Below are 13,491 nucleotides of genomic sequence, written 5' to 3'. Positions count from 1 at the left end.
CGTATAACGTAAAAGTGAACGGCACCGCATGGCACAGCAGCACCCGGTAAATATCGTGCCCGCGGTGTCACGCTCAACCAACTCTAGCGGACTAGACAAAGTCGCGGGTCAATAAAAATCCGTGAAAGGCAGACAGATGATGACATCGCGAGTGTAGGATTAAAATGTCCGCTTGGCAACAATACAGTTAATGGCAGTCAAAATGCAATCTAGGGAGTAACGCGAATGGCAGCTTTAGAGCAGGAGTTCGACTGACTGGTGTTAGCCGGAAGCAGACCCGCCTATTAAGTTGAATGACAACACGGTGCCTCACTGAACCCAACAAAACTGCTCGGGCACATGATTTTCTTTTCGTTTCCTGTTAAATTCGTCCAGATTTTTGGGGTCATCAAAATACTGTGCCTCCTTCCGAGCGCGTGCTTTGATATCCGCAATGGATTTCTTAAGATTTTCTGCGCGATCACCAGGCAGCGCAGGTAATTGCGCCATATACATGGCCTCGTATGGATGTTGCTCAATCCAAGTAATCGAATTCAAATTCGCTTCTCGTTGTTTCGACAAATCACAAAAAGCATAGCTATTGAAGAATGGCCCCGCAAGTATTGCAAAATTTCTGATGGTATCTTCAACTTGAGCAAGAGATGGGGACTTGACGTCTAAAACTCCCGCCATCGCAAGATAACGATTCTTTGCAACGTAAAACCAAAAAACGGCGTCATCGCGGAACCCAACGTCGTACAGCCTGATCGCCAGTACCATAAGTGTCATCGGCGTAACAAGTTGCGGTTGTGCCTGAATGGCATCTCGGACCGCCAGAATGTCTTCCCGCTTGTTGGAAGCCAATTGATTATCGAAAGCCTTTGCGACGTTCACTACCGGATAGCCTTCCGGTGTTTGAGCCGATTGATAGTATGGAGAGACAAAGATGCCGATATGCCTGATCGGCTTCATCTGATCTGTTCTATCGCCAGGATTTTGTTGCGAAGTCTGAGCCTCTGCCCACATGCAAATTGAGAAAATAGCCAGTGCGAAAAGAATTCTCTTAAACATAAATGCTCTTACCTTTAATGGTGAAAAAGTATCAACTGGATAGAGATGATGTGGGTTTTTTGGGATGACCGCATTTTCCCTTTGCAATTACTGTCCTGCGTCGGTTCTCACATTATGATTTACACGCCAACTATCTTGGGCGCTTTTTTTTTTAGAATTTTCGAACGTTATGGGAGGCTTCTGGAAGTCGCCTTTTGGCCGTTTTGAGCCGACGGCAACAGGTCGATTTCGACCCCAAGCCGTCGTTCACATTTCTTTAAAGCGGTCGTTCAACGAAAGTCGTTAGGTGGCACTGCGCAGTCTGGACCGCTTGGTTTCGCAAAAATTACCGTCATTGTGTTGAATCTCCGTTCGTGGTCCTTACATTGAAAGCGAATGCGGTCATACAAGTAGTCCCTGGCAAATAGTCTACGCTTAACGACTCATTTTTCCCTCGCGCAAAACTATGCCTGGGATTGATGCCATGTGGAGATACCCACAACGGGCCCGACACTTCCTCTTTCCAGCCGACGTTCAGAGCCTCAATATCTTTGAGAATTTTCCGAGTATCTATACACATAGGTACTACGTATGGCTCAGGGGTGCTCTCAGGGCTCCACCACGTAAACAAAAAATTGGTTCTTTGGGGGGCAATCGATATGCCTGTGGCAAAAAACCAGTCGACCCCGGATTTGCTATGACGCATGTACCATCTATCGCGGTCAGGACGATTTCTAATTGAATCAGGTAGTGTTCCCGAATTATGAAATTTCATGTCGAAGATGGCTTCTATTTTTTCTTTCGACAAATCGTTTGCAGGAATTTGCAAAATCAATATCAGCTCTTGCTCCAGCTCCTCAGGAGTAAAGGGGTAAGGTGGTTCCCATCGACTTGATGATGGATTCTGCCGGTCAACTTCCCCTTTCAGTGCAGACGGATTCTCAAGGGTGAAGGCATGGGCCGCGCCAGTGTACTGTAGGAATGGGATAGCACTAAAGAATAATTGCAATGTAAGCGTGACAAGGCGCGACTTAATACGTAGCTGTGGCTCACGACTCAAAATTTTCATGTAGTGCTCCTTCACCGTTACAACTTGGTCGGTGGGACGAACGTCTGTAATTGGCCGTATTAAGCCGATCGCGACAGGTTGATTTCGACCCACAGCGGACATCGCAGCCGCCCGATTGCAGCCGTTCACTATGGGTTATTCATTTCGCGAGAAAAGACTGAGGTAATGACGACTTCGTTTGCACGGCGCTCGCCTGGTTTAACGGCGGGCAGCAATTTATCCATCTCCGTCCTGGTTTGGACCGTGGTGATTTCGAGATCTTCTGCATTCACCCGTATCTGCTTGATGGATACCATACCTACTTGAATCGCTACACCTGACTGAAGAATGGTTTGTTCGATGTGATCGGTGTCAAGCCATCTGTATGTCCCGCTGGAGAGATTGGAGGCAGTTGCGAGGCTCCATGTGCCGTTCGGGAAGAATCCAACAATCGTCTTTCCATCAGAGACTTGTGGTGCGACAGTTTTTTTGTCGAACGTCCTAACCAGCGAAATATGCCGCCATCTCCCGAGAATTAATCGGTCCGCAGAAGCCACCGAGGATGAAGTGGTGATTTCCCCACCTCTCCTACTGATTCTTTGGTCGAAATATGCAGTAAGCGCCGGGTCGTTTTTGCTCAGGTCAAACTTGCCATCGGCGATGGACTGAATATAGTCACTGCACACATGTGCTTGGAGTTCCTTAACACCTACTTCTTCGATATAAATCCTCATAGTTTCAAATTGACTATCTATTATTTTTGGACTTACCACTTCGAGCAAATTCTTAATGTTTTGTTTCATATCAGCGGCCAGAGATGGGGAGTTCAACATTGCGATCAGCTCCCGTCGCGCCACTGCGCTTTCTTCAAGATATAGTCGATGACGCGAAACCCAATTTTTCAACTCGTGCTCGCCGAATGACTGAAGAGGCTGACTGTACTTTGAGCAAAGACTAATCACTCGTTGAAGAACTTGGAATACCGAGTCAGGGGACACTGCTGCTGCGCCAAAGAGTTCAGCCTCGCTATTGTATTTAAGCAGTTGGGCATGAGCCGGCGGAAAACATAGGGTAGACAGCGTGCATACAAAATACGCGGCTAGCCGAACTTTACTTAGTACCTTGGTGATAATGATAGGCAACGGTCTTCTCATGTGATTTGATCGTGCGAAAAATAGTTGATGTATCCGGCTGCGAGGGAAATTGTCAAAATAATACCAAGTTACTGGCTCCCTCGGATCACAGCTCCTGGCCGAAAGCCGGCTGTCGGTTTTCGGCCAGGACAGTTAATCGGTTATGAAAGCCAATGCTCGTTGAAGGGAATGTAGCGTCGGCCCACGACGGTTGCTTGATTGCGAATGGAATCCCAGTAGTCAATTTGTCGACGTCGACCTTCGCGGAGGAGGGATTGGACGCATTATCGAAAATCGAGATCACTGCCACCAGATTGACAAATGCGTGTGTTGTGGCTGCAGCCACAAAGGCATGTTTGAATGAGGTCGGACGCCAGGCAAGATACGCTGCGGAAAAGACAAAGAATGACCAAACTGTCCCAAAGAACCAAAGCAATCCATAAAGCGAGTGTAGAAAACCCCACAAGATGGCCGAGCTAATTGCTACAAAAGTTTGGCTTTTACCGAGCGATGTGAGCACAGAAAGGAGCCATCCGAGGATGAGAGTTTCAAGTACAGGAGCGAAAACCACCGTACCGAACAGTCCTCCAAGAGTTAGATCAGGTCCAGACGGCATGAAGGCTTTGGTGTTCATGCCCAGCGCTTCGAGTATGAAACAGACACCAGCCAGGAGAGCGACTGACGGCAACAATGCGATCGGTCCTGCGAGCAAACAGTAGCGCCACAGAGGTCGATTTGGTTCAAACAGGAATCGATGGAGGGCGAGCATGTGCAGATCACCTAAAGGTATTTAAACTAGTTGTATCGTATGCACCAAGCGACCGCTTTCGGGCCGCGGTATTGAAAGTCCGCTACTGGCCGAGGCTGTGTAAAAACTCAGAAAAATTCGGCACATGTAAAAATCGGCCTCTCAAAACGACCGCTAAGCGATTTTTTCAATATCGGCAATGGTCACTCTACCCACGAAAATTTCATGTTTTTGCGTTTTTTACACAGCCTCGGCCGATTGCGGATTATTTTTCTTTTGGCATCATTCGTATATCTTCCCACAAAAGAGAAAGACCGCGAACTTCTTCCAAGGGGACTCCGACGCCAAACCTTGCTTAGAGCCGAATGCTGAATCTTCGGCCCAAGCATGAGCAGCTTCCAGAAAGTCCTCAATCGAATGATTTTCCCATCCGTGTTCATTTCGCCCGAAGTCATCAACGCGTCCTCCTGCACTTGCGCGGCGGTCTTTTTCAAGAGCTGCGACGAACGCAAGGAATGTGGTTTCGTCAACGACGGTTTCTAATTGTTCGTGTAATTGCATCTAAATTAGGTAGGGAAAATTAAAGTATCGGGATTATGAACTCTCTGTGAGGTCCGCTTCTGGCCGAGGCTGTGTAAAAACGCAAAATAATTTCATTGAAAGAAAAATCGACTTCTTAAAACAGCCGCTGTGCGATTTTTTCGGCCTCCGCAAGGGTGTCCCTACCCACGAATTTTTGTCAGATTTACGTTTTTACACAGCCTCGGCCAATAAGAGACAGTGGAGCCAGGGCCGTCAAAGCGGTCACTGCCACAGATGCTTTTGCCAAAATTCCATGTTAAATTTCTGATACAAACTCATTGGCATCTATGAAACGATTTATTATTGCGGGAGCGGCGCAGTGACAAACAGCATTCGCGCACTATCGATCCTCTACACGGCCTCAGTCATCATCAGCGCTACGTGGGCTTGGTGCATGGACATAATCTTGCTGCACTCGCCACGAGAGCATCTCCTACCTGATGTAACCTTGGCGTTATTGTCGCTTCCTTCATCCCTATCGCTCGGGCTGATGTATGAAAAGTGGACTGCACACTTCTCCATGCCTCTAGTTCAACTCGCGTGGCTCACTTTTTGCGGTTTTGCTCAGGCCGCCGTACTGTTACTGCTTTCTAGGCTAATAGCCAGACACAACGCGAAGGGACCCTAACAATTCATTTCAAGCTGAAGTCACTTCGCTGCTCAGTTCAATTAAGGCGTTGAAAGTCTGCTTTGTTGGATGTCACTGACCGCTGTGGGTCGGGTCCGGTCTCTCAAAGTTTAGAAACCGGCCATTCGAAAGAAGCGACACCAAAATATTGGTCGTTTAAATCGGCAAATGGCAGCTATGCGAAGTGGAACCGTCGCTCAGAATGTCATCTGACGAAGGCCAATATCGTCGACATCTATAACCGCGTTGTAAAAAACTAATGGCCGCAAACGCTGATTTCTGCCGTTGGGCCCGTCGCAACTAACAGTAAATGGTTGTGTCAGGCCATCGGTTGGCATTGTCAATATCAGCGAAAGGTAGTTGAACCGGTCAAAGACTACCGGCGCGGACGGCTACCTTTATCGGAATATGCAGAAGTACAAGGAAATATCAGATGCACGAATTAATGAAATTTATCTGAGTGATTTCCAAAGATGAAAGGTGGTTCGAGTCAAGGCTAGGCGCAAAGGATGTTGTGGCTCGTACCAGCCACTTTTGTCGCACATATCCTCGACCAGCCATCCAAAGGCCTCGGAATCCCATTCTGCCCGGCTATCTGGGACCGGAATGGATTGTTCCATTGCTTGTGGAGGGAGCGCATCGTCAATGAACTGTAATAGATCGTGCATGTATCGCTGTTCTTCGAGCTCTTTAGCGCGAGCACTCTGATAAAAAATTGCGGCGATTAGTCTCTGTTGACAGGCGATGCTGAACGCCAACTCCTTCTCATCTAATTTAACGGGGCCATTCTTCGGGCGATATAACCGCATGTCTGTGCCGCAATGCAGGCAAATGGCAATGCTGGACGTTGGCGGTGGAATCGCAGAACCGCCTAATATCGAGCGATGCATGGCCAACGGCGCCTTACACCAAGGGCACTGGTGGGGTAATAGTATTTTATGTATTGGACAAAATAAGCAAGAAGTTAGGCGCCACGCCATTCGTAGAAATGGGATTTTGTCTTCGGTCCAACAATCGGGGCAAAAGCGATAGAGGGGCCTTCCACTTGCCTGGAAAAATAATAATTTCTGTTGACGTTCTTGAATTGCAAATCGGCAGAAAGACATTTCAATATTTTTAAAAGCAGAAAAAGATATTCTGCAAATGATGGCGACTCTCCGTAGGTCTCTTGGTGTCATGCAAAAATCAATATCGACATCGCGGTTTGTGCCAAATGTCGTATGAAATCGATCGAAGGTGAAATCGTAAACTTGACACGCTCGTTGTATCCAAGATCCAAGAGATTCGCTTTCAAACGGCGCAGGTATGCCAGGCAAGTAGAATGACATAGGAGTGGAGTTTGTGGTTATCAAAATAAGTTAAGTTGATTGAACTTGTGTTGCCACCGCATTCTATTTTTCTGCGTGCTTACTCCTAAGCAGGAGAGAAGAAGTCCTACGCTGTTGAGATCAGACGGGCTCTCCAATTCACCGACCAATTTATAGAGGGAGGGCATATGAATTTGAGTGGTGAGAGTTGAAGTCTGATCCATAGCCCCACGTAGACAGCGGCTTAGTCGCCGGAACGCGTTTTCCGTAAAATGACGAGCTTGGTGAGTACGGAGGATTGTTCTACTGACGCCCGTTGAAACGATATCGGAATCCGATGTCTTGATTCCAAATGCCCAGACGATTCGAAACGCGACGTCCAAACTAAGGTTTGTGAGAAATCTGGGTATCGCGTCAGTTTCTGAGAACGCGATACCGCATGTCGGTTGCAGTTGGCAATCAATGACCTGAGAAAATTGGATGCACGGATGGCTTGTATCGAGTCTTTGTAGCTTTGTTTGATGCCAAAGAAAACCGCAAGTACAGGACTGCAAAGATGGCCGTGCCCATTGAATCCGTTTCGCACAATTTGGACATTCGTCTATTAGCACGCACTGGTGAAAATGGCAGGCACCGATTAGGGAAAAATCCCATACAGAACGAGTGTAGCCAAATTCGGAAATGCAGACGGGACAAAGTTGCGGTCGCAAATGTCTTAACAGGTAATGGCGATTGATCGTATGCATGTGCGCACTATAACTAACGTCGCCTTCGTGATGTTCCTGGTGGACAAATTTTTCTGATAAAGCATCGGCATCGCAACCAAATAACGTAGCGATGGCAGGAATGTCTTCGGGCAAAAAGTGATTGAGTTTCTCTCGATTGAGTAGTTTATAGAGCCAATAAAGACCGTTTAAACCATTCACATTTGACATGCGCAGTGCGAACCCCATCCCACTTTCGTGTGGATATGGGGCGCCACGAAATGGTAACGTGGATAGATTAATCATACTGGAATGGATTGGCGGCAAGCGAATCAGGTCCAAAAACCCGTTCGTATCCGATCATCAAACTCGCTTTGTCGAGAGCTGATTTCTCCGCCTCAATTGCTACGCCTGCACTGGCCATCAGTAACTGCTTCAATGGCCGTAGCGCCCCTCGTGTAGCGATGTGCAATGATTTTTGAAAAGTAGAATGGATCGTAGAAAGATCATAACTTTTGACGTTTTCTGAAAGCCCTTTTAGGAGTCCAGCCCATTCCGCGTTGCGATCAAATTCTTTGAGTTCGAAATGCGCCGGCGCTCGGGAACTCAGTTGATCATTGATTTCGATTAATGGCTTGAGTTCACGCGTACCTAATAGGATCACCACTACACCACCATCGTCAGCCAATTGCTTTATCCAATCCGTGATACCTGCTGCCGATAGGTTGCGCTTGCCTCGGCAGACATGCTGAAATTCGTCGATAAAGAGTACTTTTACCCCGCGCTCACGCAGAGCGGATGCGATCAAGGAACTTTGTTCATAGACGGCCGATGCTCGCACCGTTGCGGGATAACCCAGTTCTCTCATCAATTTTTTAACGAGGTGTCCGACAGTAGCATTGGCTTCAGCTGCGACACTGACACTTCGTATGTTGTCACTGAGAGAATCGTCGTTTGTTATTGCACGTGCGATGCTGGTCATTAATGCCGTCTTCCCGCAACCGGACGGAGCGATGACGGTTGCCCCAAACGGCAGTGCAGCGAGACTGGCCAGATGAATAATTTGCAGTATTCCGTCATATGCATTTTTGAAGCGCGGGTGCATCACGATCACTGAGTTAATTTCTCGGGCAACCTGTGCAGTTAAAATTTTTGACATGATTTTCCTCTTAGTCGAGTTGGAAACTACTAAATTGCGGTATTTCCCGGGACGGAATGACAATATCTTCGGGGACGATCAAGGTAGATTCGCGCGGAATCACCATGGGAAAGGCTTCACCAGTGAGTGTTTGGGCCGAGGTGAGCGTTCCAAATTTTTGCGCGGCTTGTATATTTTTTTTACCACGATTGCCACGCAAAAAATCGGCCCACATCTCAATGAGATCGATCTTTGCTCGGATCAAATTTTCCGCAGTATTGCGAGAGTCAAGCTGCCCCTTTAGCTGCTTACGAATTGCGTGATGCTGAACAATTGAAAGTTGATAGGTATATTCGGGTTGGCAACTGGGAACAAGAAGCCACATCTTGGTGGTCGGGTCTTGCACATAGATAGAGTTCAAGTCCTCAGGCTGAAATTTAATGAGTGTTTTAAATGTATGGGCTGTGCGACGACGCAAGTTCTGAAGCTCGACGCTGTTGTAGCGCAAATACATAAATACGACACCTTCATTGCCGACTGACATTGTCTTGGACATCGCGCTAATCAAGGAGATTTCATTGAACGAACTTGGTAGAAGTGGTGGAGGAAGACGTTCGAAGCCATCTCTGAAAACCTCGAACGGTTCGATTAGTGTGCGGTTGTTTGGCTCCATGGGAAGGATGTCGACAAAGCATTTCAGCAACCCGTAGCAAAGCTGACTGAACGTGATGCTCGCCGTTTCTCTTGGATTTGGCGGCAAGTAGTTGCTTAGTGGCTTATGCACGTGTCCTTCGGCGGGGAGATAAAGTTCGAGAGTGCCGAGAACGCGTTCGACAGATGGTTTCAACCAGGGCTGTCTCACGGCGCAGTACTGGATATCGGCGTTAAGATGCCATGCCGCGAGTTGGAATTGTGGCGAATGAAATTCGAGGCCATTGTCCACCACAATTAATTCGAATATTCCATATCCCAACCATGGATTGCTCAGCACCGTGGGACCGTTGCAATAATCTTCTTTGGGCATAATCCCAATTTTTATTGCATTGAGCGACGGTCCCAGGCCAGTTCCCCAGAAACTGATGAAGAAGGAAAGTACGTAGCCAGAATGCGCATCAATGACGACAGTGATGGTTGGACGTCCCAGAGGAAGTCCGGATCGATCGCAAATTACCACCATGTCGAGTTGGGTGTGGTCTATTTCGACGCGCTCCAATACGCGATGCGTTACGGTGCCTTCAAGTGAATAGCGCCACTTGTTGCGGGCATAAGCAGGACCATACCTTGCAACATCCTTGAAATATGGCCCGACTTCATTTGCATATCTGCGTGCAGTCGATAAGCTAATCTCGCTAGTTTTTGCATCAGATCCTCGGAGATTCTGTAGCGTGTTGTTAATGAGAATATGCGCTCGAGTGAGCGGGTATCTCTTGCGCGTAAAGTATTCCTTGCGCAGGATTTTTCTGATAATAGCAATAATAGATTCTGGTAATCCACGCGACCTCTTGCGGTGTAGATTGCCAGAAACCAGTGAGGCCGGGCATGCATCGTTCTGATCTAAGGTGCGCCACCATTGCATTACGGATGATGCAGAGGGAGGGGACTCTTGCCGGCGTTCAGCAATTTTTTGGATGAGTCTTTGCAATTGCCGGCGACATCCTCTCGTCTGTCCTTGTTTTTTGCAAGAATTAATATAATCAAGTCGTCGCTCCAACCCTTTCCGGTGCTTTGCCGGTAAGGACTCCAGGCTGGGCAGTAATGGCAGTGGTTTGGGGGAATCATCATTTTCTGCCGTGGCGGGCGGCATTCCATCACCACGGAAAATGACCAGTTCACCGCTATTGATATCCCGATACATCTTGGCCATTGACCAAGCATATATGCGACCGGTAAGCGGGTCTTCAAACTGCACCTGGCCATTTGGAAGATGACGCCGAAATTCCAGAAGCTGTTCACCACGGCGTAACGTTAAACCAGTTGCAAAAGCAAATAGTGCCATTTTCTTCTCCTTGAGCTGTGGGGGTTATCGGTGTTGCGACGTCGATGGAAAGGGGAGCTGGAGTGCTCAGGTGGCCGCGCGCAATTAGATGTAATACTTCGCCGAATGAGACATCGGCTTCCTTCATCAATGAACCAAGTGAAATGGATCCCGTCGCCGCGTGTGCTACTTGCATGCAACTGACGTGGCTTCGCTCGGAAATCTGGCCACGAGCGTAGCGCAGGAGCAGGGCGGCACTACTTGCAGCCGTACCAGCATGAATTTGTTTGTCGGTGACAACGACGAAGGGGATTTTTTTTTGCGAGAGAACAGATTTTGCGTAATTGAATTTACCGCGATTTTTCTCGACGAATTTAGCGGGTTTTACCTCGACGACGATTTTTCCACCATCCTTGAAAAACAGTAAAAAATCGGGAATGTAAGACCTCGATTTTTCGTGTTCTGTATATTCGAATTTGAATGGCTGGTGAATGATTTTTTTTATATGCGGGGATACTAATGCAAGCTGAAGAAATCGGCGCTCAAGCTGAGACTCATATTCAATGCCAATCTCCTGTATCCATGAACAAGCCATGATACCGACCGATCGGTGTGGTGAGCGTGTCACCACTTTGCGCGCTGCTTTTTTGGGAAGATAATCCAGATCAATATCACTATTGATAGACCTTCTCGCGAGATTGCTATTTTTTGACAAAATACCTCTCCTCTTGACGGTCAACGAAGTTGACTCGTCCAAGTGATTGGGACGCCATTTTTAGGTCAAGTACAGGCGGACCGATGCCTGCCTTGTCGATGGCGAACTAAAAAAACGATGGGATCGGCTTGACGGGCGGGGAAATGGTGGCGATACTGAGGTTGTCTAGTCCTTCAGTGACGCCAGTCACTTCTCCCGACGCGCAGGCCAGTGGCCTGTGTGTCAGGGGGATTTCATAAGTATCTCCTCATTCTCGTTGTTCTCCTGCGATTTAAATAAAACCTTGGGATGTGGTTCTACCAGGTCCAAGATTGCTTTGATGGCTCGGATATGCGCAGGCTGCAGACTATGCAGTCGTGCAGCAAAATCCAATGCGATTTCTAGTTGTAGTGGTGACGTTCCTATTGCAAGTGACGCGAGTTTTTCCGGCGCGGTTGCTAAATTTCGTAATTCTTGAAACTCGTCGGCTGAAAGCCCCATGCTTTTTTGAAGCCGGGCAAAAAAGTCGAGATTTTGTGGGGGAAGTTTTCGACCCTGCTCAAGAGCAGACAGATACGTTGCGCCGACACCAAGTTCGCTTGCAAGGGATTTTTGCAGCAAGCCGCGGGATTCCCGCAGTGATCTTAGCCTGATCGAAAAGGGTGTCATGTTCTACGCATAAAAGAATTGAGTTATTAGTAGATTAGGTCACGAATAGCGCTTTGGTCAAGATGAAATATTCAATGAAATCAATAACTTGTGTGATTTTATTAAATCATAGTGGAATCAATTTCTGACGTTGGAAGTGACAGTCGCGGAGATATACTGACCAGAAAATTGAGCTTGTGTTGGACCAAGGAGTCGTCAATTATGGCAATTACAACTAGCCCGCAACGCCGGCGTGGCTTGACCATCGGCGGGTGGGGATGCAGATTTTTTCATTCGGCGGTCTATTGGACGCCTGAACTTAACGCAAGTTATCGCGCGTATTCTTAGGCGCATAAAAATCGGGAAAATCGGCCCTAAAATCCGGATGTTGCTTACTGATCCAGCTAAGTGCAGGTGCTGGGGAGAGTTGACCGTTGCGCCAGGTCTGGCTAGCTTGCTGTGCTGGCGTTGACCTATCTTGACGGCGTTGACCTTACGGTTCGTGACGGACTGACCGATGCGTGTTGCCACGAAGGCAGCACGCAACCGGTGAATCATCGCAGTGCGACCGTCAGGTTTTAGCTGTGGACATCTACAAGAAACGTTTCGCGAGTGTTTCAATTGATCGAACTCCAGCAAGCATTTTTTCGCGTGCCGATGCATTCGCAGAATGGACCGAAATTTTCGGGGGACGGAAATTTCTAGTTGCCACTGCTTCTTCTATCCAGACTATGACGTCGTAACCGGTACCGCGTGTGTCATCGCCAAGATCATGGTCAAGACTGAGTTCAGTCACCCCGCCTGCATTTAGCAAAGCAATGACCTCATTAGGCCAATACGTCCGAATCCATCCTTCTGGTGTCGGACGTTCATCATCTAAAAATATACGCATTTTTTCCTTATTTCTGAACTTGCTAGCTATAGAGAGCGAGCTGCTGGTCGATTGCGTCCCGTCGCGGCCGATCGTATATGGCTGCCACGGACCCTTGGTAAGCATGGTCAATGCCAGCGAAGCGTAGTTGAACCGGTCAACGACTACCGACCCGAGTGGTCAACTTTACCGGAATATGCACTAAGATCGAGAGAGCGCAATTTCAATACAAAACGACATTTAGATGTCTGATGTAACGCTCGGTCGTTCTCGAAAGGCATACCGATTCGCCTGTGCGTCATAAAGTGCATGATGTTCCGGCAGTTTGTACTTTCGATGGAAATCATAGCGAAGCAGTTCATTTATATTGCGAGATACCATTCGTTGCCGGCACCAAGGTGGGACCCGACAATCAAGAGCTTCGAAAAATAAATCCCAATCAGTTTGGTAATCAAAACAAATTTCTACTTCTTCATCTCGATGTTTGAGGAGCGCCAACCATGTCATGATCTGGGGGCGTAGGTCGTCGCGAGCGCATGCTGAATTCGGCAGGCTACCAAGTAGTGGGATGACTACTTCTCGCACAAAATCGCTACATTCGCCAAGCGGATATGGAATTTCAGCATAAAATTCTTCGCCCGAGCTGGCAACAAGCCCGATACTAATCAAACGCGGATTAGCGAAATTTGTGAATTCCGTATCGAGAAATATTTTAAGAGTCATCGCCTGATCTCCGTAGGGTAAATGTACCGCGATATCAACATTATTATGACTCCCATTCCTCATGCGTAATAACACTTTCTGGAAGTGTGCATACTGAACGAATATTATGAATGAGGAATGCCTGTAAAGATAAGCGTCTATTGGGGGATGATCGAATTGTAGCGCGTCTGGGTTGTAAATCATGCCTAGCTGTGACCCGTCGCAGACAGGAGGGCGCTGGTCTGTTATCCACGCCAATGTTGCCGCTAATCTGTACGAGGTAA

13 protein-coding genes and 1 pseudogene are annotated in these 13,491 nt (G+C 47.8%); all 14 read right to left on the bottom strand.

Going from position 1 to position 13,491, the window contains the following annotated elements; genetic code table 11:
• Window positions 1-309 precede the first annotated feature (309 nt).
• Complete coding sequence (locus tag CAter10_RS17580; RefSeq protein WP_128083132.1) at window positions 310-1,137, bottom strand: cytochrome-c oxidase; 828 nt, start codon at window positions 1,135-1,137, stop codon at window positions 310-312.
• A gap of 244 nt (window positions 1,138-1,381) precedes the next feature.
• Window positions 1,382-2,098, bottom strand: a complete 717-nt coding sequence (locus CAter10_RS17575; RefSeq protein ID WP_128083131.1) for a hypothetical protein — start codon at window positions 2,096-2,098, stop codon at window positions 1,382-1,384.
• A 128-nt stretch (window positions 2,099-2,226) separates the two neighbouring features.
• Complete coding sequence (locus tag CAter10_RS17570) at window positions 2,227-3,219, bottom strand: hypothetical protein (protein WP_061537405.1); 993 nt, start codon at window positions 3,217-3,219, stop codon at window positions 2,227-2,229.
• A gap of 97 nt (window positions 3,220-3,316) precedes the next feature.
• On the bottom strand, window positions 3,317-3,844 hold the full coding sequence (locus CAter10_RS23170; protein WP_197467141.1) for a CPBP family intramembrane glutamic endopeptidase: 528 nt from the start codon (window positions 3,842-3,844) through the stop codon (window positions 3,317-3,319).
• Between the two features lie 396 nt (window positions 3,845-4,240).
• Complete coding sequence (locus tag CAter10_RS22110; protein ID WP_082797976.1) at window positions 4,241-4,519, bottom strand: DUF7660 family protein; 279 nt, start codon at window positions 4,517-4,519, stop codon at window positions 4,241-4,243.
• Between the two features lie 1,101 nt (window positions 4,520-5,620).
• Entirely contained in the window at window positions 5,621-6,058 is a 438-nt protein-coding gene (locus tag CAter10_RS23760; RefSeq protein WP_231879038.1) for a hypothetical protein, read from the bottom strand.
• A gap of 48 nt (window positions 6,059-6,106) precedes the next feature.
• Window positions 6,107-6,496, bottom strand: a pseudogene (locus CAter10_RS24625) (TniQ family protein); the annotation flags it as partial.
• A gap of 20 nt (window positions 6,497-6,516) precedes the next feature.
• A complete protein-coding gene (locus CAter10_RS24620) occupies window positions 6,517-7,485 on the bottom strand; it encodes a TniQ family protein (RefSeq protein ID WP_082797974.1) in 969 nt (322 codons plus the stop codon).
• A complete protein-coding gene (locus CAter10_RS17555) occupies window positions 7,478-8,338 on the bottom strand; it encodes a TniB family NTP-binding protein (RefSeq protein WP_061534428.1) in 861 nt (286 codons plus the stop codon). The genes CAter10_RS24620 and CAter10_RS17555 overlap by 8 nt, the downstream gene beginning before the upstream one ends.
• Before the next feature lie 10 nt (window positions 8,339-8,348).
• Window positions 8,349-10,313, bottom strand: coding sequence for a DDE-type integrase/transposase/recombinase (locus CAter10_RS22095; RefSeq protein ID WP_061537404.1), 1,965 nt, complete (start codon window positions 10,311-10,313; stop codon window positions 8,349-8,351).
• Window positions 10,267-11,007, bottom strand: a complete 741-nt coding sequence (locus CAter10_RS17545; RefSeq protein ID WP_128083130.1) for a TnsA endonuclease N-terminal domain-containing protein — start codon at window positions 11,005-11,007, stop codon at window positions 10,267-10,269. The genes CAter10_RS22095 and CAter10_RS17545 overlap by 47 nt, the downstream gene beginning before the upstream one ends.
• A 222-nt stretch (window positions 11,008-11,229) precedes the next feature.
• Complete coding sequence (locus CAter10_RS17540) at window positions 11,230-11,655, bottom strand: helix-turn-helix domain-containing protein (protein ID WP_061534425.1); 426 nt, start codon at window positions 11,653-11,655, stop codon at window positions 11,230-11,232.
• A gap of 571 nt (window positions 11,656-12,226) precedes the next feature.
• Entirely contained in the window at window positions 12,227-12,631 is a 405-nt protein-coding gene (locus tag CAter10_RS17535) for a cyclic-phosphate processing receiver domain-containing protein (RefSeq protein ID WP_335339698.1), read from the bottom strand.
• A 114-nt stretch (window positions 12,632-12,745) separates the two neighbouring features.
• The gene (locus tag CAter10_RS17530) at window positions 12,746-13,228 is read right to left on the bottom strand and encodes a 3'-5' exoribonuclease (RefSeq protein ID WP_061535438.1); all 483 of its coding nucleotides are present in this window, start codon (window positions 13,226-13,228) and stop codon (window positions 12,746-12,748) included.
• Window positions 13,229-13,491 lie beyond the last annotated feature (263 nt).

This window comes from Collimonas arenae (assembly GCF_001584165.1).
GTDB classification, from domain to species: domain Bacteria; phylum Pseudomonadota; class Gammaproteobacteria; order Burkholderiales; family Burkholderiaceae_D; genus Collimonas; species Collimonas arenae.
Note: the sequence above shows the minus strand (reverse complement) of the source record. Positions and strands in the feature narration are given on the sequence as shown.